We start from the raw sequence: 24312 nt of genomic DNA, 5'->3' as shown, positions 1-24312 counted from the left end.
ATAGTAAGAGGCTTTTCGTTATTCACTACATTACTTCGCAAAACTTTGAGCTAGCTGTTTCTCTCTCCACATAAATGTAATGCCGAGACCAACTATTAAAACAACTCCTGAAAATGCATATGGATAATGAATATTCATATCAAATAATATTCCGCCCATCGCTGGCCCTGCAATATTTCCTAAACTCGTATAAGTCGAGTTCATACCAGCAACGAATCCTTGCTCTTTTCCAGCTGCTTTTGATAAAAACGTCGTTAAAGCTGGACGAAGCAAATCGAATGCAAGGAAAATAAAGCAAGTAACGAGAAGTACAATCCAATAATTAAAGACTACAGTTGAAACAAACGCTAATACTGCACCTACAATTAAACATATTTGAATCAACACTTTTTCACCGAACATATCAACCAATTTACCAAACATAGATACTTGCACAACTACCCCAAAGATGGAGCTAATCGTAATAATTGCCGCAATATCTTTCGGTGTGAATCCAAACTTATGATCAGAAAATAGACTAAACACAGTTTCATACGCTGATAATCCGAATGCGAGTACAAATACGATAATAAATGCAATTGCATACATTGGATGTAATGATTTCTTTAAATCACCAATAAAACTTGATTCTTTCGTGTTAGCAGAAATCTCTGCAAGTTCTTCTTTCGTTAACGGTTCTTTTAAAATAAAGATCGAAATTACACATGCTATAAAGGCAATTGCTGCTGCAACGAAAAACGGCACACGTATACCATACTCTGCAATAAATCCGCCAATTCCAGGTCCTATAATAAAACCAGTACTAATCGCTGCTGATAAATATCCCATCGCTTTTGGACGTTCCTGCATAGATGTAATATCCGCAACATATGCCGTAACACCAGGCATAATAAACGCAGCACTAATTCCGCCTAACACCCGTGCTGCATAAAGCATCCACACATCTTTTCCTAATCCAAAAAGAAGTTCTGAAACACCAAAAATAAATAATCCAATGATGATCATTTTCTTCCTACCGTAAAGATCGACCCACCGGCCTGTAATAGGTGACGTAATGAGCTGAGCCATTGCGAATACTGCAACGAGATATCCCATCGTCTTCCCTGTTAAACTCATGTCATTCATAAAGGACGGCATAACCGGAATGATTAATCCAATCCCTAAAAAAGCGATAAATATATTACTCAAAAGAATGACCAATACCATCTTTTGTTCTTTTATCGGTTTCTTCACTTTTTAACACCTCTTCCCGTAAGTTCCTCAAAAAAATAATGCCCAAGAAGCTTTTTCTTTATCCTGCTATTTGTGGGCTAATCATGAGTAGAGATGCCCCACTCATTAGAATTTCACTCTATCCTTCCACACATACATACGCATTAGGTGAATGACTATCATTCAGTTTTCCTCAAAAATGAACCTACCTTTTCAGACAGGTTCATCTTACTACTTCTTTATATGTAGTGCATGTGTTAAAAAATCTAGTACTTCTGCCTTTTGTAGCTCGACTTGCTCAACATCTTTATGGTCATATAAATAAACTTGTTCCGCTGCAGATTCAACAAGAGCGATAAATAACTTAGCCGTTCTTTCCGCGTGAACCGAATCACGAATTTCACCAGCTTCTTTCGCCGCACTTAAAAACTCGCTTAGCCACATATAAAGAGGCTCATACACAGCTTCCCATTCTTTTATATGTTCTGTAGATGCAAGACCCGCATACATTAAAGCTTGTATTTCACGATATTCCGCTATAAAGTGAAACACCGCATCTATTACTTGCGTCACTTTACTTGAGAAAGGCGCATCATTTTGCACTTTTTCTTTCACTGCAAGTATCATCTTTTCAACCATCACTTCTGCTATTGCAGGCATAACAGATAACTTAGAAGGAAAATATAAATAGAAAGTTCCTTGTGCAATGCCAGCCAATTTCACGATATCAGAAATCTTCGTTTTTTCAACGCCCTTTTCCTGAAACACTTCAATAGCTGCATAGACAATTTTTTCTTTTTTATTCATCATCTAAACCCTTTCACACACATATTGAATGACTGTCACTCATTTTATAAGATAATCGATTGTACTGTCAATGATAGTGAACTCTAAGAGGAAATCATTTTTTAATAATAAAAATCTCCTAATAAACCATTAGGAGATAAATACAATATATCTTTAAGAAAGAGCCTTCAATCCTGTCACTCCGCATACAATAAGAGCCACACTAATGATACGTGCTTTACTTTTCGACTCACCAAACAGGAACATGTTTAATAAAACGGCACCTGCTGTTCCAATACCAATCCAAACCGCATAAGCGACACTTACTTGTAAAAATAAGAAAGATGTATACAAGAATGCGAAGGATGTAGCAAATCCACCTATATAAATTGCACCATTTGCTAACGTTTTATCTTTACTATACATTTTAAGACCAATCACACCGACTATTTCACTAATTGCAGCACAAAATACGAAAAACCAACCCATCTTTAAGCAGCTCCTTCCACAGTTTCTTCTTTATTATCAGCCAGCTTTAAACCGATAACGCCAGCTACAACCATCATGATAAAGAATAGTTTCCCTACGCTAAAACTCCCGCCGAAAAGGAATACATCCATTAAGAAAGTACCTACCGTACCAGCTCCGGCAAAAATGGCATATACAGTCCCTGTCGCAAGATGTTCACACGCTTTAGAAAGGAAGTGAAAATCAACAGCGATAACTCCTAAAATAATAATCCAATGCCACCAAGTATCCGCGGTATTAAAACCAAACACCCAAAAAATTTCAAAGATACATGTTAATATGACATATAACCAAGCTCTATTTTTCATACCTCTCACCTCTTATGACTGACTATCAGTCATTTTTTATTTTAAAAAAATATACTCCTTCATCACTACTATATATAAACAACTATCATCCTCATTTACCATTATATTTGTTCCATTTCCAAGCTAACTACATCCTTTTATAGAAAAATGACTGAATGTCATTCATAAACATTGTACATGAATATTTTAAAAACTGTCAATGTCGAAAAGTTATTTAAAATTTATTTCCTCCAATTTGTATATTTCCTAATAATCTGCCAATACTGCTAGTAACATAATATTTTCTCCACTCCCCCTTGGAGAGATCCCTTTAATAGAGCAGTTAGCTTTTGCTAGCTGCTCTTTTTTATTTGCCGGCACACTATGAGATCAAATCCATTTTTATCATAAATAATTAAGAGTCGGATTATGTTTTCTATTTACTTTCCAAAGAGGCCTTATATGCAATAATTTTATTCTCCAGCATCTTTTCTGTAATTACTAAATTTTCTCTTTGAATCTGAATAGATTTCCTATGATCTTCTAGGAGCTGTAAACGAGCTTCGGTTGTATGCTCCCCTTCTAAATATAACCTAGCATATTCTCTTATTTTCGCTATCGGCATTTGCGTTTGTTTTAATTTCATGACAAACTGCAACCACTTTATATGTGACTCTTCATAAAGTCGATTCCCATTTGTATCGCGATTTGCAATTAATATATTTTCCTTTTCATAATAACGCAGTGTATGTGTGCTCACTCCTATTAATTTAGCCACCTCACTAATTGTGTACATACTTTAACTCCCTCCACGTACTTACCCTCATACATTTTATAGCCTTATCAAATTGATAAAAAACATTTGACTTAGAGTATACTCTAACAAATAAAATCTAACCATAATACATTTATTTGAACTTAGGGGGATTTTATATGAAATACACAGTTATTACTGGTGCTAGTTCTGGAATTGGCTATGAATCGGCTTTAGCCTTTGCATCTCGCGGAAAGAACTTAATACTTGTAGCTCGAAGACAAGAAGAATTAGACGGATTAAAATTAAAAATTAACGAAATGAATCCAGAATTGGATGTTGTTATTCGAAGAACAGATTTATCTATTACGGAAAATGTTTATAAACTTTCTGAAAGCCTACAAGGCTTTCAAATTGAAACGTGGATTAACAACGCAGGGTTTGGTAATTTCGCCTCAATTGCTGAACAAAATTTAAATAAAATAGAAACGATGTTACATGTAAATATAGAAGCACTAACAATACTCTCTTCTCTTTTCGTTCGAGATTATTCCATGGTTGATGGCACACAACTTATTAACGTTTCATCAGGCGGTGGATACACAATTGTTGCTGATGCTGTTACGTATTGCGCTACGAAATTCTATGTAAGTGCATTTACAGAAGGTTTATCACACGAACTGAAACAACAAGGCGCGAAACTGCAAGCAAAAGTTTTAGCTCCTGCTGCAACTGAAACAGAATTTGCAAAACGTTCATTTGATATTGATGAATTCCAATACGATAATGTTGTACCGAAATTCCACACTGCAAAACAAATGGCACAATTTATGCTTGATCTTTACGATAGTGATAAAGTTGTAGGGCTTGTCGATGGTTCTACTTATAACTATGAGCTTAAAAATCCTATTTTTAATTTTGCAGTAAGAAAAACGAATTCAAGTTCTTAATTTCCCCTAAAATATAGATACCCACTATTACGTAAATAATAGTGGGACTTTTTTCTCTCTGAAAATTTCACCCAACATATCGAATCATCGCCACCTCATCACAATAATCAACTTTTGGACAATGTTTACAATCAATCCATACTTTCTCAGGTAACGCCTCTCTATTCACAAAATCAAACCCGCACTTTTGAAAAAATTCCGTTTCATATGTTAAAGAAATGACTCTACTCACTTTTATTTTCGCTGCCTCATTTATTACATGGTTCACTAACATGCGACCGATTCCTTTCCCTGCATATGTATGCGAGACGACTAACGACCGGACTTCTGCAAGGTCCTCCCCTAACACATGTAAACCAGCAACTCCAACGATTTCTTCCCCTTCTTTCATAACATATAAACATTGTAAATATTGATAGAGAGATAAAAGAGAACGTGGTAAAACTACTCCTTCTTTTGCATAAGCTTCAATAAGACTATAAATTTCTTTCACATCACTCGTAACCGCATTAAAGATTTTCATATTATATCCCCTTGTCCCCGATATTAATATTTATAACCTAAATTGAATTTTAATACATAATTTTATATAATAATACATCTCTCCTTTCCCCTCGTCAATCACTTTATACAAACAAAAAACCAAGCAATCTAATCGATGCTCGGTTCCCCATTTCGTATCGGTAATACTGTCGAATATTTAATTTCACGAAGTGCTAAACTCGTCTGTATCCTTGTAATACCCAGCTTATTCAACTTTCTAATAAACTGCTCCAGCTCTTTACGATCGCGATTTGCAACCTTTAATAAATAATCATACTCTCCTGTTAAACAGTGACATTCTAACACTTCCGGCATCGATTCTAATTCTTTTTCCAACACGTCAAGTTTATCCGATTGATGAATATTCGTACTCATAAAAATGAAGCATAACAAATCAAAACCAAGCTTTTCTTGATTTAAAATGGCTACTTGCTTATCAATGAACCCTTCTCCATCTAATCTTTTTATTCTCGCATGCATCGCAGCTGGTGATAAATTAACGCGTCGCGCAAGCTCAGCATTACTTACTTGAGACTCCTTCTGCAATATATCTAAAATTTGTACGTCCAAATCATCTAACACTTTAATAACAGACGACTCCATTACAATTCCCCCTTTTTTCTTACCGATGATTATTCGAAAAAACACGCCTTAAATTACATAAAACTGAATATTTTTCTGTAAATAGTATTAATAACAAAACATTTTATCGACTTTTACCCATTATACAAAATAATATATTGCACAATGAAGAAAAATGCTAAAATTATTTACAATTCGTATCGATTACAACAAAGGGGATTTTAGTATGCCTTATTTTTATGTCTTTTTACTATTATTAACGAGCTTATTATGGGGGGGAAATTTCGTCGTTGGAAAATCACTCGTTGATCACGCGTCTCCGATGACACTTACAAGTTTAAGATGGATGATTGCGATCGTTTGTTTATTACCAATGGTATGGTTTAAAGAAAAGAAAATCATTCCACCTCGCGCGGCAATACTTCCGTTAGTACTCATGGGAATTTCAGGGGTTGCTCTTTTTAACATCTTTCAATTTTTAGCATTAGAAAAAACATCCGCAACAAATGTAGGGCTTATTTCTACATTAAACGCAATTTCAATCGCATTATTTTCTGTCTTATTTCTAAAAGAAAAAGTAAATACACTTCAAATCCTATCCATGGTTCTTTCATTCTTTGGGGTTATTCTTGTCCTATTAAAAGGTAATTTCTCACTTTTATTTTCATTACATTTTAATAGCGGCGATTTATGGATGATGGCTGCTGTTTGTATTTGGGGAATCTATTCTGTTTGTAGTAAATGGGCAACAAAAACAACGACACCACTCATGGCAACATTATACTCAGGAATTTTCGGCGTTATTCTATTACTGCCCTTTAACATAGGGAGCTTCACTGTTACAAACATAAATACTTCTTTCCTAACATCACTTTTATATACTGGGCTTATTTCCACAGTTCTTTGTATGGTGTTCTGGAATATTGGCGTGCAAAAATTAGGGGCTACGACATCCGGTATTTTTCTAAACTTCAATCCAATTTTCACAGCTATTTTAGCATTCCTTTTCCTCGGAGAAGAACTAACGTGGATACAAATTTTAGGGACAATGATCGTTGTGACAGGATGTTATTTATTTTCTCATTTCAAAACGGTTACTGTTCAACCAACTAGAGCTTTAATGCGAAAACATTCTTAATGAAAAAACATCGTCATCCGGGTGGCGATGTTTTTATTTACTCTTCATTTCTTTTATATACCGTTTTTCCTCTTCTGGCGATAAACGTTCCGTCGCTTTGCCGGTATCTCCACCTTGAAGGCCCCATAAAAAGTTATGCTCCTCAACTGTTTGTGAAAAATCTCCTTTTTCCCATCTATTTATAATAGAAAGTAACCTCGTTTTATATTGAAAACCTATACTATTTTCAATATCTTTCTTTACGCTATAAATTTCTTTTGTTGTCATTTCTACAAATCCCCATTTCTCAGAGGATTTTACCTTTTGGTGTACCATTTTGTGCATAGTAGAAATAATTTCACCTTCGCTAACTCGTGGGGCTTCTTCTGCAACTTTCTTCTCTTTTTCATTTGCCGCTTGCTGGGTTTGAATATTTTTATTTTCTTTTTCCACATATGCAAGCAATTTCTTTCCGCCAACTATAGACGAGATAATTACTATAATTGTAATGCATATACCTACGATCCATTTAAAAAGCATTAGCTCTTCATCGCTTCCCTAACAATATGACTATCTACATACTGCTTAAACTTCACAATTTTTCCGTTCTCAAGTTGCCATACATGAACAAATTCTGCTTCAAATGATTTTCCAGTTTCTTTATAAACTCCTGAATAAACACCTTCAGCAATAATTACATCTTTTCCGTTTACTTCATGGTACATATTTACACTCGCTTTATAATCATGCCATTCTGATCCTAATCGGCTAAATACATTTTCCATTATTGCTTCTACACCTATATAAGTTCCCCCGTATGGAAATCCTTCTGCCTCTGTCCATTCTACTTTTTCAGAGAGGGCCTCTACTAAATGTTTTGCATTTGAAGAAGCTGACCCTTCATACGTGCTTCGAATAATTTCTAAATTTGATTTAGGCATATTACTTCCTCCCGTTTTATTTATTTTTTACACAGGTTGTAACCAACAACATTACAACCTGTGTAAAAAAATATTTAAATTGTTTTATTCTTAATCAACTAGTTGTAATCATTATAGTTACAATTGTGATTCAAGTCAACAATTTATAAATAAGTTTACTTCGCTTTCATTACTTTCTCTTTTACGAAACGATCTACATATCCTTCTGCTTTTACAACGAATAAATACGCACCCATTGCTAATAATGCAAGATCTAATTCATATCCTGGGTTCTTTCCATCTCCTAATAAACCTGCTGCTCCATTTACCTTTACGATAGCTCCAGCTAAAATAAGAGCAAATAACAATCCTACATATTTTACGCCTAAACCGATAATTAATAATATACCACCAACTAATTCAACTGTTGCTACGCCATATGCAAGACCACCTGGTAAGCCGATGCTTGTAAACCATCCTGCTACGTTATCGATACCTGATTGAAGCTTCGCTAAACCGTGTGCAAAGAACGTTACTCCTAACACGATACGAATCATTAAATTCCCAATATATTGATTCATTTTGAACTCTCCTTTTTGTTTTGTTATGGTAAACTTTTATTTACAAGTCAAAACAATACGGTATTTCATTTCATTCGTCAAATACTTTTTTTAAGGAAACAAAAAACATTATCCCTTTTACGGATAATGTTTTCCTACAAAATAGCGCTAATTCAAGCTTTTACTCTATCGCACAAAAAAGTTGAAACATTTTTCCAGCACCAACATACGGCAATAAAGACAAGTCCTCTTCTACAACCATTCCAACAACATTCACTTTCTCATCTTTAGGCAAATCATGTGTGGCAACTTGCATCTCTCCTGCATACCTACCGTACAATTCATTATCAATTGTAATGCTGCCTTTCTTTCTTGCAATGGCATCCATCGGCCGTAAAATCACTTTATTCTCCTCTCGCGATTCTACAGAACGAATGACATCACGAGCTGGATCTAGTCTATTTGTATGCACTTGTTCTACCATTTTTAATACTTCACTTTTCTTTATCAATGGCTCATACCGCAGCGGAATAATCCCTCTACTCGCACTCGCTATCTCTTGTACACTTTCTACACTTCCGCTTATATCTCCAATTAGCACCTTATCTACACCACAATCTTGTACAAGTTCTAAGTACGCTTCAAGCAGGCGCATATTGCGGTGCTTTTCTAACGTTGGTAAGCCTTCATATAACGGACCACGTTTTTCATCATCTCCCGGAATAAATGCCATCGTTTTTATTCCGCACTCATGTAAGTATTCGTTTTGTTTTTGTAAAAAGGACTTTGCTAGTCCTGTTTCTGGACGCGGATAAAAATTATGCCACGCTTCTACATTCTCTACTTTTATATTTTCTATGATTAACTCTTTCCAAAATGAATCTGTAATCGTACTCGCATTTAAAGCTACTTTCATTTTATGAGATACGCGTGCGATTTCTTTCGGCTTGATGCCGTAGTCCATTCTTAAGCCTGTAATGCCCCAGTCTAATAGCTCCTCCACATTTTCATACGTCATCCCTAAATGGTGTAACGATTTTGGAGAAACATCGACCATTAATTCCATGTCATTTTCAAGAGCTTGTTTCCCAAGTATTTGAATTAGCTCTTTGTACGTACCAGGATCATCTTCAGGAATGTGAAGTGATGTAAAAATAGATGAAAACCCGTTTTCCTTCGCTACTTTTAGCCACTCTTCTTGCTTCTTTACTCGTTCTTTTGAAAGATAAATTGAAACTCCTATCATATGAATCTCCCTTTCTATGAATAGAAAAAGAGAAAGGAATCCCTTTCTCTATATGTTTTCTGCCATTTCTTCTTTAAAGCCAAAGAAGTACGTAAAAATGAATCCGAACGTATATGCCACTACTAATCCAAGGAAATATAATAAATATTTATTATCAGCAATTAACGGAATTAATGATAACCCTGATACACCGATTCCGAGTGCGGCTGTTTTCATAACTGCTTGGAATGCACCACCAACTGCTGCACCTAAACAAGCTGTAAGAAACGGTTTCCCAAGTGGTAATGTAACCCCGTATAATAACGGTTCGCCAATTCCTAAAAATCCAACTGGTAATGCACCTTTAATTACGTTACGAAGTCGTTTGTTTTTTGTTTTTACAAAAATCGCAATGGCTGCTCCTACTTGCCCAGCCCCAGCCATTGCTAGTACTGGTAATAAAGGTGTTACGTGCGTTTGATTAATAAACTCCATATGAATTGGTGTTAAACCGTGATGTAATCCGACCATAACGAGAGGTAAAAATGTTCCAGCAAGCACTGCTCCAGCAAATGCGCCGCCAATACTTAAAATACCATTAATTCCGCTTGTAATTCCTTCAGATAAGAAACCTGCTACCGGCTGAATGGCTAACATCGTTACGATACTCACCACTAACACAGTAATAAGCGGCGTTACAATAATATCAACTGCATTTGGCACTGCTTTTCGAACCTGTCTTTCTACTACAACCATAAGCCATGCTGCAAAAATAACTGCAAACAATCCGCCCCGTCCGGGTACGAGCGCTTCACCGAATAATTTTACGTTCGCCATCGCTGGGTTAAAAATTAAAATACCAGCAATCGCCCCAAGAACTGGTGTCCCGCCAAACTCTTTCGCTGTATTCCAGCCGACTAAAATTCCTAAGAATGTAAAGATACCGCCGCCAATAAGTAATAGCATTTGTAGCCACGTTGCATTCGGATCAGCACCTGCGTTTTTCGCAAAGTTAGCGACCCCGTTTATAATACCTGACGCCACAAGACCAGGAATTAACGGAATGAAAATACTTCCTATTTTTCTTAAAAAGTTTTTCACTGGTGTATTATTTTTCTTCTTAATCTCTGACTTCATTTCTTGCCCAAGGTCTTCAAGGTGATGATCTGCCACCTCACCAATTCGCAGTCCTGTTAAGCCTTCCATTTCGGCTGCTACTTTATTTACTGTCCCTGGGCCAACAACAACTTGAAGCGTCTCATCTTCAATAACGCCCATAACCCCTTCAACCTTTTTCAAAAGGTCCATATTCACTTTACTTTCATCATGAAGCGTTAATCGCAGCCTTGTCATACAATGAGCAATGCCACGAATATTTTTTACTCCCCCAAGTTGCTCTGATATTTCTTTGGCCATTCTCTCTTCTTTCTTCATAATAGAATCCCCCTCCCTATTATTTTATAGTGCCTTCTTCACAAACCCTTTCGCTTCTTTTAATTTCTCCAGTGCTTCCCCATACTCACACTGTAGTAACACCATAACAATCGCGGCTTTCACATTACGTTCTGCTTTTTCATAACACTCTGCTGCTATTTCATAGCTCACACCTGTTGCTTCCACAATAATGCGTTTTGATCGTTCTACTAACTTTTCATTTGTAGATTGAACATCTACCATTAAGTTTTTATATACTTTCCCCACACCAATCATAGAAGCTGTTGAAATCATATTAAGTACTAATTTTTGCGCTGTACCAGCTTTCAAACGCGTTGATCCTGTTAAAATTTCTGCGCCTGTTTCTACTTCCACATTTAGTTTTGCATATTTACTTATTTCAGCATTTTTATTACAAGAAATACTCGCCGTGCTCGCTCCCACGCTAGCCGCGTACTTCAAACCGCCAATTACATAAGGAGTTCGACCACTTGCCGCAATTCCAATCACTGTATCTTTCTCGTTTAATCCAATACTTTTTAAATCTTCTTCTGCTAACTCTTCGCGGTCTTCTGCACCTTCCACCGCCTTAGTAAACGCTTTCAATCCACCTGCTATAAATCCTTGTACCATTTTATCATCTGTGCCAAATGTCGGCGGACATTCCACCGCATCCAAAATACCTAAACGGCCACTCGTACCAGCCCCAATGTAAATTAATCGTCCCTCATCTTCAAAGGATTTAATGACAATCTGTACAACCTTTTCAATTTCTTCTATTTCATTTTCAACTGCTAACGCAACAGTTCGATCTTCTTCATTCATACTTTGCAACACTTCTTTTATACTCATCTCATCTAAATTCATCGTCTTCTCATTACGATGTTCTGTCGATAAATTTTCTAACATATTATCACCTGCTTTGAAATTTAATTTCATACTTTCATTATAACTTCAAGAAATTAAAAATCAATATTACTTTATTATTTTATGAAATTTTATTTCTTTTCATGACGAATTTATCCCACTTTAACTGGCAGTAAGACCCCCACCTCAAATTCAGCGAAAGCAAAGAAGATAGGTGGGGGATCAACTGCCTGTAAAAGTCCGATTGGTTCAACTAATAATAAGTGGGGGATGCCCCCCCACTTATTAAAGTTTCACTTTATGTCCTTATGCCAAAAAAGATGGGTTTCCCCATCTTCTCATTTTAACTTCCGTAACCGCAAGGCTTCTTCCCTTGTCTCCATAAATTGATCCAGCACTTTATTACCAATACGATTAAAAGTAATCACATATAAAGCATCAATCATATTCAGCTGTGTCATTCTCGAAGCAATACTCGCAATACGATGATCTTGCTCTACATCTGGCATACAAAGACGAATATCCGCTTCTTTATATAAAGGTGATGATTGGTCAAGCTTTGTAATCGCAATAACTGTTGCACCTTGTCTCTTCGCATATTGCGCCATTTCAAGTACATCTTTCGTACGACCAGATGTTGAAATGGCAACAAATATATCGCCCTCTTTTAAATTCGTCACAAGCGGCAACATCATATGAAAATCTGATAGCATCATCGCTGTAAATCCGAGCCTTGTAAATTTATAAGCCCCGTCCATCGCAGGAGTAGCTGATCCGCCTACTCCATAAAATATAATTTTATCTGCATTTACAATACGATCTGCAGCTTTCTCAAGTTCCTTTTTATCTATCGCAGTAACGCTCGCCTCAATTGCAGCTTTATTCACATACGTAACTTTATTAAACAAGTCATACGGTCCATCTTCCGTATTCATAACTGAAAAATCATTAATATTATAATCAGCAATCGTCAATTCACGAACGAGCGCGATTTTAAATGCTTTAAAGCTTCCGATTCCGATTGACTTACAAAAGCGAACAACACTTGCTTCACTCGCGCCTGCATTCGTTGACACTTCTTTCGTCGTTAAGTTCGGAACAATCTCTGCATTCTCCATTATGTACATGGCAACCTTCTTTTCAGCTGGTGAAAATTGATCCATATTACTTTCAATTTTAAATAGTAATGTTGAAGCTTTCACTATTTAACCTCCACTTCTTACGGTTGCGTTTATTCTCTAATATCATTTACATCGTATAGATAAAAACCATCATTACCAGGTGGATGGTGAACAATTACAGTTCGATCCCCTTTTTTATCCCGCTTTAATGGGCAGTAAGACCCCCCACCTCAAAATTCAGCGAAAGCAAACAAGTTAGGTGGGGGGCGGGCTGCCCATTAAAGTCCGATTGGTTCAACTAATAATCAGTGGGGGATGAAGAGAACCCCCACTGATTAAAGTTTCACTTTATATGACATTATTTCACCTTCAGATCGCTGTTTTTCCCATCCATGTATCCAAATTGCAAAGTCAGGTACAAAAGCAGTGTAATTATAGTCTTTCGGATTTTCGACTTCTACATAGGAAGAAAAAATAGAAACTGGAAAGCCTTTCACTTTTGATTCTTTCCATGCAGTAAATGGTATACATAGCGCAATAAGTATGATTACGCCGATAACCTTCCCCTTCGTAATCCTCACACATTTTCTCTCCTCGACTTATCATATACGTAGATTTTACCATAATTACAACCTATTCACGCTATATGACTATTGCTTTTTCCAATAAAAAAAGAGCTTACCTACATCAGATAAGCTCTTCCTCTCTATACAAAATATTTTTTCAAAAGCGGCGGCGTAATAATCGTCGTTAATATAACAACAATAACAATCGCTGTGAAATTTTCTTTCGCTAATAAATTCGCCGCAAGTCCATTCGCTGCGATAATAAGCGCCACTTCTCCGCGCGAAACCATCCCCGCACCAATACTAATAGAAGATTGAAGGTTGAACCCTGTCAGTCTTGCTCCTAAACCTGATCCGATTAACTTTGTAAAAATTGCAATAAGCGTCATGATGATAATGAACCAAAGCTGGCTTCCGATACCTTGAAATGTAATTTCCATTCCGATACTTACGAAGAACACCGGTACAAATATTGCATAAGCAATCGGTTCAATTTTATGTTCTACTTCGTGCTTATACTCTGTTTGCGAAATGGCAATTCCGGCTGCAAATGCCCCAATAATACCTGCGATCCCCATCATTTCACTGTAATACGAAAATGAGAAACAAATAATAAGAGCTGCACTAATTAACGCTTCTGTTACGCGAAGTGGTACGAGCATTTTCATAATCCATGGAACAACTTTCCAAGAGATAAAAACGATACTTACAAAAAAGATAATTTTCTTTGCAATGACAAGCGTTACATTTACATCTTGTGTACCTAAAAAACTCATCACAAATGCTAATAAAATAACAACAATTACATCATCAAATACAGCTGCCCCTAAAATCGTCGTACTTTCTCTCGTATTCATTTTCCCTAAATCTCTTAGTGTTTGAACAGAAATACTAACCGAAGTGGCACAAAGTAATAACCCTAAAAAGATCGCATGCGACTGTAACATTCCAAATGCAAGTCCTGCTAAATATCCACCAAGGAATGGGAAAATAATTCCTCCCATCGCTACTGCGAATGCAGATTTCAAATTTCGATTTAACTCTTCTAAATCTGTTTCAAGTCCTGCCATAAACATAAGTAGTAAAACACCAATTTCACTCAGTTCATCAATGAGTTCAGAACTATTAATAATACCAAGCACAGCCGGACCGATAATAATACCAACGATTAATTTACCAAGTACAGAAGGCTGGCCAAGCCTAACGCTAATATCACCAGCTAATTTCGTACAAAGTAAAATGACGACAAGTTCAAAATAAAATAACATAACATCTTCTCCTACTTTATAAAGTAAAACTTTTATGAGTGGTTTTGTCACTCTGTTAACCCTCGTCCATTCCTGCCAGTAGTTTCCCCTATTCATTCGCATTTTATTTGTCACATTTTTATTTGACAAAATATTCTGAATTATATTAAGATTAATCCAGCAATTTTAAAAAACTAGACACCATAACTGTACCTCCATTTACTTACATACTCTTTTCTAGTGGGCTCATACTATATTCGCAGTTATGGAAATGAAGAACGGGGGGAGAGTCCAAAGTGAAGTCATTATTACGAAAAAAACCGCTTAGTACTGAATCACCACGGCAGTTAGATAGAACATTAACGGCACTTGATTTAACTTTCTTAGGAATTGGCGCCGTAATTGGGACAGGGATTTTTGTATTAACAGGTATTGTCGCAGCGAAACATTCTGGTCCTGGTATTATGCTATCATTCCTTATTGCTGCATTTACTTGTGCTTGTGTAGCCTTTTGTTATGCTGAATTTGCTTCTTCTATTCCTGTCTCAGGAAGTGTGTACACTTACGCATATATGACAGTCGGAGAAGTCGTCGCCTTCATCGTCGGCTGGTGTTTAATGCTCGAATATTTACTTGCAGTCGCGGCGGTAGCTGTCGGTTGGTCTGGTTATTTACAATCTTTACTACAAGGATTTAACATCCATCTGCCCACCATAATAGCCTCGGCCCCGGGCGTAGGAAAAGGCGGCATTATCGATTTACCGGCTGTTTGTATTTTACTACTCATTACGGGACTTTTAAGTTTCGGTATACGCGAAAGCGCACGCATTAATAATATTATGGTTCTTATCAAGTTAGCTGTTATTATCGCCTTTATCGTAGCAGGTGCAAAATATGTAAAACCTGAAAATTGGACGCCGTTCATTCCATTCGGATACGACGGTATCATTACTGGGGCTGCCACTGTATTCTTCGCCTTCTTAGGATTTGATGCAATCGCAACAGCTGCAGAAGAAACGAAAAAACCGCAGCGCGATTTACCAATTGGCATTATCGGTTCCCTTCTTATTTGTACTGTTTTATACATGATTGTATCTTTCGTTTTAACAGGTATGGTTCCGTATACACAATTAGATGTTTCTGATCCGGTTGCGTTTGCCTTACATTTCGTTGGCGAAGATACAATTGCAGGACTACTCGCTGTTGGAGCGATGACTGGAATGACAACCGTTCTCTTAGTCGTTATGTATGGACAAGTTCGCGTTTCGTATGCGATGAGCCGCGACGGTTTACTTCCAAAAGCGTTAGCACGTGTGAATAAAAGAGTAAAAATCCCTTTATTAAACACGTGGATTACTGGCGTTGTGTCAGCTTTATTAGCAGGACTGTTAGACTTACATTTACTAGCGAATTTAGTAAACATCGGTACGTTAACAGCATTCACATTCGTTTGCTGCGCTGTACTTATTTTACGAAAAACACATCCTGATTTAAAACGTGGATTCCGCGCACCTTTCGTACCTGTATTACCAGTTGTTGCAATTCTTTGCTGTTTATATTTAATGATCAATTTGTCTAAAACGACATGGATAAGCTTTGCAGTTTGGCTTCTAGTCGGCTTATGCTTCTATTTCTTCTACTCTAGAAAACATAGCCATTTAGCTACTGAAAAAACAAATGATGAAGAGAAAAAATCATAACAAAATAGCTCGCCAATAAAACGGTGAGCTATCTTTCTGTATTATTATATTTTTTCGTTAACGATTGTAAAATGAAAAATATGCCGATGCAAGCTGTAAACGATGCCCAATTTCCTATCGGTGTAGCGTATTTAAAAACGCCAATACCTACAAGCAATAGGAAAATAATCACCTGATATATAAGCTTCCACTTTTGCATATATTCCCTCCTTTACTTCGTTCCCTTCTTTTTCTTCTTCCATGCATTTAAACTATCAAAGAAGAAATTAATAAATAACGTGCCTAAACCCGCTAATAAAAACGTCATTAAAAATAGAACCCATATACTTTTCTCTTTTAAGAAATAATATCCTACAAGGAGCACAACCGCGATCCATACATATTCAAGAATTCTTTTTAGCTTTTTCTCTTCCAAATTATTCGCTCCTTCATTCTATACTATTTTTAGTATAACAAAAAAGAAGCCTATCATGATAAGCTTCTTTTTCTTCTCTCTTATTTGCTTATGCTTTTTTCAACGAGTGAAATCGCATATTCTATCGTACGATTCATCGTTTCTACTTGTGCATCTTTTACTTTCGCATCTTTTAATACAGCTTCTGCCACTGTAATTTTTTGACTCAATGATTTCACTGAACCGTCCGTTACATTTGCAGCTCGCGCTTTTTTCACCACTGCTTTTGCAGTTTCAATATTGATTTGTAATTTTTCTTTCAGTGTTTTCGGTTGTTCTTCTGCCACTTTTGATTGTACAAATGTTACATTAGCTGTTTTTAATTCGTTGTACGTTTGGACGATTTGCTCTCCAGTACTTCCTACATTTTCAAATGCTTGCTTTGCAGTGTTATAGCTTTTCTCTAAAGCTTGAAATGCTTCCTTTGAATATTGACCTGGTTTGTCACCAAACTCATACGTACCAGCTAACATTTCTTTCACTTTCCCAAGCTCTTCATATAACGCGTTTACTTGCTCTAATTTTGTACGATTAGAAAACTCATTATACGCTGCTAATACTTCTGAAGAACTTAACGCTTTACTATATAATTTCGCAAGCGCAATTTGTCCATTTAACGGAATACCACCATTCCCATTACTATCAGGGTCTGCCCCAAGCGCAAATGGTACGTTCGGGTGATATACTTTCCCTGTAGCTGGTTGGCTATTTACTTTTTTACCATCTACGTAAATTGCTACTTCACTTCCGTTATACGTTCCTGTTAAATGGTACGTTTTATTAGCCTCTAATTGAACGCCAACACGTTTATAACTTCCACCAATATGAGCCCATAATTCTACATAACCACTTCCTGTAGATTCAAAACCAATTCCGCCACTCTCTGTATTTTGCAAAATACCTTGTCCGCGAATTTCATTCATTGAAAACACAGTTTCTAACGTAAACGTATTTGCTACTTTCTCTTTTTGTGCTGCTGAAAATGGAAGGTATCCAAATGTATTTGCTTTTCCGTTTAGCTTCATAACATTCTTTTTCAATGCTTTATCATATTCAATAGTCACATTACCCTTAACATCACCTTTTGTACCAAATGATGAATTGTCTTTAAATGTACCATCTGCAAAGTTCACATCAAAAACATCCGCCTTTGGTACTTTCACATTCGGGTCAATATTATCTTTTTTTGTAGTAATTTCTGCCGTTAATGGTTGTACACTTTCATTGCCGAATGAATCAATCGCAACGACTTCCAGTGTATATGTTTTCCCACCATCTAGTCCTGCAAGCGTAAATGTCAGTTCTTTCGGCACTGGATCACGATAAAACTCTGAGAATGCTAACAATTTATTCTTTATTTCTCCCGTTTGCTTATCTCTCGCTTGTACACGGTAAGAATGAACAAGAAGGTTGTCCAATGCTTGCATAAATGTTACTGTTGCTGCATTTTCTGTTACATTGGATACCGATAACTTCGCATCTTTTGCAAAGTATGGCTTTTCTTTATCACGATCTTCTACATGTGTAAATGTGTCTTTCTTTGATGGTAATTTAATTTTCCAAGGCTCGCCTGTCCAAGAATTTGTATGGAAATCACGGCGATTAATCGTTACTTCTTTATCATCTACTTCTACTAATAAACCTTGGCTTAATGTACTAGCTCCTGACGGGATATTTCCTTGTACTTTACCACCTTCAACCTCCATATAACTTACTGAAGATGTGCCAACTGATGTAAAGTCTTTTTGATGAATCGATCTTGGATCATCTAACGGATAATGTGAATGACCTGAAAACGTAATAACTTGTGGGTATTGTTTTAATACCTCATTAATTTTCGCACTATCTTTTGTTCCCCATTCTTGGCTACCGTATACTGTATCTTTAATATGTTGGTGTAAAAATACGAAAATCGGCTTTTCTGGATCATCTTTTTGTGCCTTTTCCATTTCTTCTTTTAACCAATTAATTTGTTTGTCTGAATAATATCCGTGAGTTGTCCCGTCCTCTGGAGACATAACAAGGAAGTGATAACCCTTTACCACATTATGATAATAAATTGATTTCATACCTGTTTTTTCTAAGAAACGCTTCTGCGCTCCTTCTACAGATAAACCGTTCCAATAATCATGATTTCCTAGAGAATTCATTCGTACCGCATCTTTATTTGCATTTTCATTATATACTTGCATGAAACGATCATATTGTTGTACCGATCCTGAATCAGTAAAGTCTCCCACAATTACGAACGCATCTTGTTTAGGTGCAAGTGTATTAAGTTGCTCGATTGCTCGTTTCCAGCGAAACGTATCATCCGTTCCACTATTTTTAATATGTACATCACTTACGACTGGAAAAACGATCTTCTTCTCACTTGGTGCCTTTTCTTGCTTCTTCTCTTCCGCTTTGACTGATGTACTCCACGGAAATGATACGAACGCTAATACAAAAACCATTAATAATCCAATAAGGCCTTTTACTTTTCGTAAAATAGTTCTTTCCACGTGAATCCTCCTCATAATAATTGATTCATTACAAGGGCTATTTTATCTAAAACATATTAATGCCGTTTAAATAACAAATGAATTTTATTAGATTTTTGTAAATATACAGTTAATTATAAGTTAAGTCCAACATTCCTCGTACTATTGTATACAACCACCTTTTGTCTAAAAGAGTCTGGTCATTCTTTTCCTATGATGATTCACATATAATCTTTTCTATAACACTAATGATAAGTTAAGGTTTAAGCCTATTAGACAATCTTAATTTTTAACATTTCCTTCTTTTTTTAACACATCGGCCATGCTTCTACATTTAATAATAGTAAAAGACAACTTAAAAGGAGGGGTTGTATTGAAGAAACAAAAAAATATTGGCTGTTTCGCTCCTTTATCTATCATTTGTCCAGACCCTTGTCCACCGCCCCCTCCTCCAAATCCAAGTTGCGAGCGAGTAACTAATGAATTTGCAGGGAATTTCCTCATAACGAATAACACCATCTCCTCTGTCAAAGATGCATCACAATCAATGATACTGTGGCAAAGTGATGGAATACTACTTATATCAGGTAATGTCTCGGTTTACAATAGTACTAGCAACACAGAAGCAATTACAATTCAAATCGTTGGAGCAGCAACTAATGTTTTCACTGTGTTTCCTGGTAATACAATATCGTACACAGGAAAAGACTTACAGTCAGTCAGTATTACTAATATACAAAATAATCCTTCACTATATTTAGAAGGCAAGTACTGTTGCCAATTTACATGCTGCTTATAGAATACCAATTTCATTACTTTCTTAATTAAAAAAGCATACCATTTACGGTATGCTTTTTTATGAAATCGGATAACGTACTGTAATACAAAACTCACCTTGATTAACAGTTGTTCCTGTTGTAGTAATTCGAACACTCGTAAAATATCGTACAGTGAAAGTACCACTACTTTGTGGTTGTACAGTAATTGTGTCAACTACTGTAGCACCTACTAAAAAATCAACTGTAATCGGAGCCGCACCTACATCATATTTCACGTAACCTGAACCATATACTTCTTGCGTGATATTATTTGTATATACAATTTGAGTACCAGCACCTGTAATAGACCAGTCTGTACATACTTGATCTTGTACAAGCGTTTTATTAGAACAACAAGACAAACTGGAACTTCTCATTCCCATTTTGATCCTCTCCTATTCTGCTATGAAAGTGGATAGCGTGTTGTAATACAAAATTCTCCCTGATACGTTCCAGCAGGTGTTGCAGGTAATACAACTTGTATAATATCAAAACGACGATACGTAAACCCGATACTCGTTCCTGGATTTAATGTTTGTGTATCTATTACAGTACCAGCAGAATCAAGCGCCTCTACAGTAATTGGTCCTGGTCCAACATCGTATTTAACAAAACCAGTCCCCACTACGTTTTGGTTAATATTATTTGTATAGAGAACATTATCAATTGCTGTTGCAACTACAGTACCAGACCACGGACTACACACTTTATCTTGCACATAATTTTTATCTGGACAACAAGTCAATGCTGACCCTGAGCACTCACAAGACATAGTTGTTTCCCCTCTCTCTTTTATATTCCCTATATGTGCATGTCCCTCAGAGTCTTTTGCCTGTACTATTCATCTATTTTCAAAAAATATTCATGTGACTAGATAGATTCCGTTTTGTTTCTTTTTTTCATATATTTATAGACGAAGATACTAGCAACGATAAGAATAACGCCTCCTAATATCGGTAACATATATTGTCCAACAACATCCGCCGCTTTTGCCCAATGCGGACCTAATTTCATCCCAAAATAAATATACAAAGTCGTTAACGGGAACATTGCTACAAATGTATATATACTAAATTTCCATATGTTCATTTTTGCCATACCACATGGAACAGAAATAAGCGTTCGAACCCCTGGCACAAAGCGTCCAACAAATGCTACAACTGGTCCATATTTCTCAAAGAAATCATCTGCTTTTTGAATTTGTTCTTCTTTAATAAAGAAGTATTTCCCGTACTTTATTAATAGAGGACGACCACCGTAATAACCGAGTGCATATAAAGTTAACGGTCCTGTCGTTCCGCCAAGTGTCCCTGCTAATACAGCTAGCCAAAAATTCATATCTCCCTCGTACACCCAATACCCAACCATGGGTAAAACTACTTCTGCTGGAATAAATTCAAACGTTAATGCTAACACAACTCCAAAATAAGAAAACTGCTTTAAAAACTCGATTATATCTAAAATAATTTGCTCCATATTTTCAACTCCTATCCTACGTTTACGTTATGCTTTTCTTGCAATTGCACTGGCGCCATTTTTACAATTCTGTTCAAAATGAATAACACAATTCCAATATCATCTAAAATACCGATAAACGGCAGGAAGTCTGGAATTAAATCAAGCGGCATCGCAACATACCCAACTAAAAAAGCAACAGATAAAATTTTCTTCTTTATTGAAACCTCTTTTGAAGTAAAAAAGTCAAATAGGAATGGAACGAAATGACGAACATGAAATACAACTCTTAATCTACTAATAAGTTTTTTCATTTTTATTTCTCCTCTCTTTGTATACGAAAAGGACCCTACCAAATATGGTAAGGGTCCTAAAAAAGACAATAAGGGGCCTTTACCATTGCTGGTAAAGGTCTCACTAACAACGAAACGTTGCCAATAAAGCCGAGGGTTTCTCCCTGTAATGACGACTTTACTGTAATAAGTTACTCCCCTTTATACACAATTTTATACACTCACATTAAAATATTTCAGAGGGCTTGTCAATATATTTTAAGTCTCAACTCTTCTGCTTACTCTTCATTAAAAACAAATAAACGTATAGGAAATTTCTTACTATCTAATAATATACATACTCATTCTTTTAAATGAAAGGAGAAATTTCATTTGCATACCGTATGGAAAGGTGCACTTTCACTCGGATTATTAAATATAGGAATCAAACTATATAGCGCCGTAGAGGAAAACGATATAAAGTTTTTAAGTCTCCATAAAGAATGCTTAACACCTATTAAATATAAAAAATTCGCTCCCGATTGTACGGATGAAGAAGTCGATGATAAAGATATTGTAAAAGCCTATGAATACGCACCTCATAAATACATCATTATTGATGAAAAAGAATTAGCTGAGTTGCAAAAAGCTCACGAACCACGATCCATTCGTATTATATCTTTTGTCCAAAATAACGAAATTGATTCTGTTCTTTATGATCGCTCTTATTTTATAGGTCCTACCCCAGGATATGAAAAATCATATTTATTATTAAAAGAAGCTCTTGAACGTACAAATAAACTTGGGCTTATTCATATTTCTATTAGAAAAAAACAACATTTAGCGATTATCCGTAACTTTGAAGATGGGCTTATGTTACAAACCATTCACTATCCTAATGAAATTCGCGATATAACAAATACACCTAACTTACCAAGTAACGAAAATTATCCTATCCAAAAACAAGAACTCACCGCAGCAATCAATTTAATTCACCACCTTACAAACCCTTTTGAACAAGAAGTATATACAGATGAGTATAAAGAAGCCCTTACCGAATTAATCGAAAATAAAATTGAACAACAGGAAAAAACTGAAACAATCTCTCCAGCTCCGAACATCATTAATATTATGGAGACATTACAGGCAAGTATTGAACAAGCAAAAATAAAAAAAGGAAATAAAAAAGAACAAGAGGCCAAATGAAATCGACCTCTTGTTCTTTAAAGTGGATTACATTTCGGCATTTCAAGTCCAGACGATTGTGCTAATTTTAATAAGTAATAACATTCCTCTCTTGCCATATGATCTGCCATTCTAGCTGATAATGCACTTAATATTTCATTCGATAACTCCAGCTCTTCCACTTCATGTAAAAAATGCGAAAATAATTTCAATTCAAGTGAAACATCTTTTGTAAACTTCTTTAATGCTGGAAAATGATGAAGCTCCGTTCGTAAATACCCAGTCATCTCAACTGCCTTTAAGTAAAATTGTTCAAAATGCTTCGTAAATTCTTCGCTTTTCTCTTTTAATCTTTTTTCAACAAGATCTAGCCCACCAGAAATAGAGCCCGCATGACCAGCCGCATCCGTTAACCAAACGAGATGATAATGCAATTCATGAAAAACAGGCGGAACTTCCCCTTTCTTCAAAAACTCTAAAACCGTTATATACTCTTCCACTTCGTTTACCATATGATTAATAAAAGTTGGTGTAAAATGAATAGTAATTTTCCCTTCCAACTGCTTCTGTATAATACTTAATTTAAACGTCCGAATTTCCTTAGCAGCTTGTTCTGCCTCTTTTGAGAATGCCATCAGATTCACATTCCGAACTTTATTTAACAGGTTCGTAAATGTTTCAACAAAGTAAGTAGCTTTTTTTATATCCTCTTTTTCCTTCGGAGCTAATGCATCAAGTAAAAATTGTGCATGATCAGTAAGTACCTTTAGCCAAAATTGATGCTCAAACAACGCACTTTCTTCATAATTTCTCTCCACTAAATCCCCTCCGTTTATTCATCCTTATCTACCACTTGAAGTTTATATCCATCTGGGTCTTGTACTACAATACTTTTCTCACTTTTGTTTTCTGTATATGCAATTTTATAAAATACTAACCTCTTCTTTACATTCTCTATGTTAGAAATTGAAAACGTTAGAACATCAACTGAGTCCGTAACACTCTTCTCACGTCCTCCCAAACTGCGATTCATAACAAAACTAATTCTCGTTGAATCGGTATCATACCAAACCCCTGTAATATCTAATTGCGGCCTCTCTGAACTAGGTGTTATTCCTAAAATCCCTTCGTAAAAATACAGAGTTTCCTTTAAGTTCTTTACTTCTAACACAATTAAATTCTTTACATTCTCCACATTCATTCCCCCTGTACTTATTACTTTTTTATATGTGTCATAAATGCTCAT

Annotated in this window: 30 protein-coding genes and 1 pseudogene; 5 read left to right on the top strand and 26 right to left on the bottom strand. The window is 36.0% G+C overall.

From position 1 onward, the window contains the following. Nucleotides 1-30: 30 nt before the first annotated feature. The 5 genes from DN389_RS07855 to DN389_RS07835 form a co-directional block, all read right to left on the bottom strand. Nucleotides 31-1233 (bottom strand): MFS transporter, encoded by a 1203-nt coding sequence (locus DN389_RS07855; RefSeq protein ID WP_149236994.1) that lies wholly within the window; start codon nucleotides 1231-1233, stop codon nucleotides 31-33. A 210-nt stretch (nucleotides 1234-1443) separates the two neighbouring features. After that, nucleotides 1444-2022 (bottom strand): TetR/AcrR family transcriptional regulator, encoded by a 579-nt coding sequence (locus tag DN389_RS07850; protein WP_149236993.1) that lies wholly within the window; start codon nucleotides 2020-2022, stop codon nucleotides 1444-1446. Between the two features lie 150 nt (nucleotides 2023-2172). Then, nucleotides 2173-2487: a DMT family transporter gene (locus DN389_RS07845; protein WP_000539670.1), complete on the bottom strand. Its 315-nt coding sequence runs from the start codon at nucleotides 2485-2487 to the stop codon at nucleotides 2173-2175. Nucleotides 2488-2489: 2 nt separating this feature from the next. After that, complete coding sequence (locus DN389_RS07840; RefSeq protein WP_048545668.1) at nucleotides 2490-2834, bottom strand: DMT family transporter; 345 nt, start codon at nucleotides 2832-2834, stop codon at nucleotides 2490-2492. 415 nt (nucleotides 2835-3249) lie between these two features. Beyond that, nucleotides 3250-3609 (bottom strand): MerR family transcriptional regulator, encoded by a 360-nt coding sequence (locus DN389_RS07835; RefSeq protein ID WP_046957245.1) that lies wholly within the window; start codon nucleotides 3607-3609, stop codon nucleotides 3250-3252. A gap of 137 nt (nucleotides 3610-3746) precedes the next feature. On the opposite strand from DN389_RS07835, the gene DN389_RS07830 reads away from it, so the two are divergent. Then, nucleotides 3747-4517 (top strand): SDR family NAD(P)-dependent oxidoreductase, encoded by a 771-nt coding sequence (locus tag DN389_RS07830; RefSeq protein WP_098802209.1) that lies wholly within the window; start codon nucleotides 3747-3749, stop codon nucleotides 4515-4517. 67 nt (nucleotides 4518-4584) lie between these two features. Here DN389_RS07830 and DN389_RS07825 read toward each other — a convergent pair whose 3' ends face one another. Together DN389_RS07825 and DN389_RS07820 are read right to left on the bottom strand one after the other, a co-directional pair. Continuing rightward, complete coding sequence (locus DN389_RS07825; RefSeq protein ID WP_000689146.1) at nucleotides 4585-5040, bottom strand: N-acetyltransferase; 456 nt, start codon at nucleotides 5038-5040, stop codon at nucleotides 4585-4587. A gap of 128 nt (nucleotides 5041-5168) precedes the next feature. Further along, nucleotides 5169-5663, bottom strand: coding sequence for an Lrp/AsnC family transcriptional regulator (locus tag DN389_RS07820; RefSeq protein WP_000446102.1), 495 nt, complete (start codon nucleotides 5661-5663; stop codon nucleotides 5169-5171). Nucleotides 5664-5868: 205 nt separating this feature from the next. Between DN389_RS07820 and DN389_RS07815 the strand changes: the two genes are divergently transcribed. Continuing rightward, nucleotides 5869-6780: a DMT family transporter gene (locus DN389_RS07815; protein ID WP_098190540.1), complete on the top strand. Its 912-nt coding sequence runs from the start codon at nucleotides 5869-5871 to the stop codon at nucleotides 6778-6780. 33 nt (nucleotides 6781-6813) lie between these two features. On the opposite strand, the gene DN389_RS07810 is transcribed toward DN389_RS07815, so the two are convergent. From DN389_RS07810 to DN389_RS07765, 9 genes and pseudogenes are all read right to left on the bottom strand, one after another. Beyond that, a complete protein-coding gene (locus DN389_RS07810; RefSeq protein WP_098190539.1) occupies nucleotides 6814-7299 on the bottom strand; it encodes a PRK06770 family protein in 486 nt (161 codons plus the stop codon). Then, a complete protein-coding gene (locus DN389_RS07805; RefSeq protein WP_046957249.1) occupies nucleotides 7299-7700 on the bottom strand; it encodes a nuclear transport factor 2 family protein in 402 nt (133 codons plus the stop codon). Before DN389_RS07805 ends, DN389_RS07810 begins: the two co-directional genes overlap by 1 nt. A 155-nt stretch (nucleotides 7701-7855) precedes the next feature. Further along, nucleotides 7856-8260 carry a DoxX family protein gene (locus DN389_RS07800; RefSeq protein ID WP_098190538.1) on the bottom strand — a complete coding sequence of 135 codons (405 nt, stop codon included), beginning with the start codon at nucleotides 8258-8260 and terminating at the stop codon, nucleotides 7856-7858. Nucleotides 8261-8420: 160 nt separating this feature from the next. After that, the gene (locus DN389_RS07795; RefSeq protein ID WP_098190537.1) at nucleotides 8421-9485 is read right to left on the bottom strand and encodes a DUF871 domain-containing protein; all 1065 of its coding nucleotides are present in this window, start codon (nucleotides 9483-9485) and stop codon (nucleotides 8421-8423) included. Between the two features lie 48 nt (nucleotides 9486-9533). Further along, a complete protein-coding gene (locus DN389_RS07790) occupies nucleotides 9534-10898 on the bottom strand; it encodes a PTS transporter subunit EIIC (RefSeq protein WP_000711310.1) in 1365 nt (454 codons plus the stop codon). 24 nt (nucleotides 10899-10922) lie between these two features. Beyond that, nucleotides 10923-11807, bottom strand: coding sequence for an N-acetylmuramic acid 6-phosphate etherase (gene murQ / locus DN389_RS07785; protein ID WP_088062067.1), 885 nt, complete (start codon nucleotides 11805-11807; stop codon nucleotides 10923-10925). Between the two features lie 296 nt (nucleotides 11808-12103). Further along, on the bottom strand, nucleotides 12104-12967 hold the full coding sequence (locus DN389_RS07780; RefSeq protein WP_000648163.1) for a MurR/RpiR family transcriptional regulator: 864 nt from the start codon (nucleotides 12965-12967) through the stop codon (nucleotides 12104-12106). Between the two features lie 266 nt (nucleotides 12968-13233). After that, nucleotides 13234-13467 (bottom strand): annotated as a pseudogene (locus tag DN389_RS07770) (outer surface protein); the annotation flags it as partial. 125 nt (nucleotides 13468-13592) lie between these two features. Then, nucleotides 13593-14816 carry a cation:proton antiporter gene (locus DN389_RS07765; protein ID WP_052767423.1) on the bottom strand — a complete coding sequence of 408 codons (1224 nt, stop codon included), beginning with the start codon at nucleotides 14814-14816 and terminating at the stop codon, nucleotides 13593-13595. A 179-nt stretch (nucleotides 14817-14995) separates the two neighbouring features. Between DN389_RS07765 and DN389_RS07760 the strand changes: the two genes are divergently transcribed. Continuing rightward, nucleotides 14996-16399 carry a branched-chain amino acid transporter BcaP gene (locus DN389_RS07760; RefSeq protein ID WP_098190534.1) on the top strand — a complete coding sequence of 468 codons (1404 nt, stop codon included), beginning with the start codon at nucleotides 14996-14998 and terminating at the stop codon, nucleotides 16397-16399. Between the two features lie 28 nt (nucleotides 16400-16427). On the opposite strand, the gene DN389_RS28380 is transcribed toward DN389_RS07760, so the two are convergent. The 4 genes from DN389_RS28380 to DN389_RS29140 all read right to left on the bottom strand — a co-directional run bounded on the left by DN389_RS28380 (nucleotide 16428) and on the right by DN389_RS29140 (nucleotide 19867). After that, complete coding sequence (locus DN389_RS28380) at nucleotides 16428-16598, bottom strand: hypothetical protein (RefSeq protein ID WP_001174844.1); 171 nt, start codon at nucleotides 16596-16598, stop codon at nucleotides 16428-16430. Between the two features lie 12 nt (nucleotides 16599-16610). After that, the gene (locus DN389_RS07755; RefSeq protein ID WP_000391504.1) at nucleotides 16611-16814 is read right to left on the bottom strand and encodes a hypothetical protein; all 204 of its coding nucleotides are present in this window, start codon (nucleotides 16812-16814) and stop codon (nucleotides 16611-16613) included. A gap of 80 nt (nucleotides 16815-16894) precedes the next feature. Next, nucleotides 16895-19357: a LamG-like jellyroll fold domain-containing protein gene (locus DN389_RS07750; protein WP_149236992.1), complete on the bottom strand. Its 2463-nt coding sequence runs from the start codon at nucleotides 19355-19357 to the stop codon at nucleotides 16895-16897. Between the two features lie 261 nt (nucleotides 19358-19618). Next, nucleotides 19619-19867 (bottom strand): hypothetical protein, encoded by a 249-nt coding sequence (locus DN389_RS29140; RefSeq protein ID WP_306651601.1) that lies wholly within the window; start codon nucleotides 19865-19867, stop codon nucleotides 19619-19621. On the opposite strand from DN389_RS29140, the gene DN389_RS07745 reads away from it, so the two are divergent. Then, nucleotides 19752-20135 (top strand): S-Ena type endospore appendage, encoded by a 384-nt coding sequence (locus tag DN389_RS07745; RefSeq protein WP_370512816.1) that lies wholly within the window; start codon nucleotides 19752-19754, stop codon nucleotides 20133-20135. The genes DN389_RS29140 and DN389_RS07745 overlap by 116 nt on opposite strands. A 57-nt stretch (nucleotides 20136-20192) precedes the next feature. Here the strand turns inward: DN389_RS07745 and DN389_RS07740 are convergent, their stop codons facing one another. From DN389_RS07740 to DN389_RS07725, 4 genes are all read right to left on the bottom strand, one after another. Then, nucleotides 20193-20537 carry a DUF3992 domain-containing protein gene (locus DN389_RS07740; RefSeq protein WP_000525810.1) on the bottom strand — a complete coding sequence of 115 codons (345 nt, stop codon included), beginning with the start codon at nucleotides 20535-20537 and terminating at the stop codon, nucleotides 20193-20195. A 20-nt stretch (nucleotides 20538-20557) separates the two neighbouring features. After that, nucleotides 20558-20926, bottom strand: a complete 369-nt coding sequence (locus DN389_RS07735) for a DUF3992 domain-containing protein (RefSeq protein WP_001277546.1) — start codon at nucleotides 20924-20926, stop codon at nucleotides 20558-20560. A gap of 98 nt (nucleotides 20927-21024) precedes the next feature. Next, complete coding sequence (locus tag DN389_RS07730) at nucleotides 21025-21630, bottom strand: DedA family protein (RefSeq protein WP_046957258.1); 606 nt, start codon at nucleotides 21628-21630, stop codon at nucleotides 21025-21027. Nucleotides 21631-21641: 11 nt separating this feature from the next. Further along, nucleotides 21642-21923: a YkvA family protein gene (locus tag DN389_RS07725; protein ID WP_098190532.1), complete on the bottom strand. Its 282-nt coding sequence runs from the start codon at nucleotides 21921-21923 to the stop codon at nucleotides 21642-21644. A 351-nt stretch (nucleotides 21924-22274) separates the two neighbouring features. On the opposite strand from DN389_RS07725, the gene ku reads away from it, so the two are divergent. Continuing rightward, nucleotides 22275-23087 carry a non-homologous end joining protein Ku gene (ku, locus tag DN389_RS07720; protein ID WP_060487610.1) on the top strand — a complete coding sequence of 271 codons (813 nt, stop codon included), beginning with the start codon at nucleotides 22275-22277 and terminating at the stop codon, nucleotides 23085-23087. A 17-nt stretch (nucleotides 23088-23104) separates the two neighbouring features. Here ku and DN389_RS07715 read toward each other — a convergent pair whose 3' ends face one another. Both DN389_RS07715 and DN389_RS07710 read right to left on the bottom strand, forming a co-directional pair. Continuing rightward, on the bottom strand, nucleotides 23105-23884 hold the full coding sequence (locus DN389_RS07715; protein WP_060487609.1) for a DUF2935 domain-containing protein: 780 nt from the start codon (nucleotides 23882-23884) through the stop codon (nucleotides 23105-23107). A gap of 14 nt (nucleotides 23885-23898) precedes the next feature. Next, nucleotides 23899-24312: a VOC family protein gene (locus DN389_RS07710; RefSeq protein WP_097857980.1), complete on the bottom strand. Its 414-nt coding sequence runs from the start codon at nucleotides 24310-24312 to the stop codon at nucleotides 23899-23901.

The organism is Bacillus sp. AY3-1, from assembly GCF_008368785.1.
GTDB classification, from domain to species: domain Bacteria; phylum Bacillota; class Bacilli; order Bacillales; family Bacillaceae_G; genus Bacillus_A; species Bacillus_A wiedmannii.
Note: the sequence above shows the minus strand (reverse complement) of the source record. Positions and strands in the feature narration are given on the sequence as shown.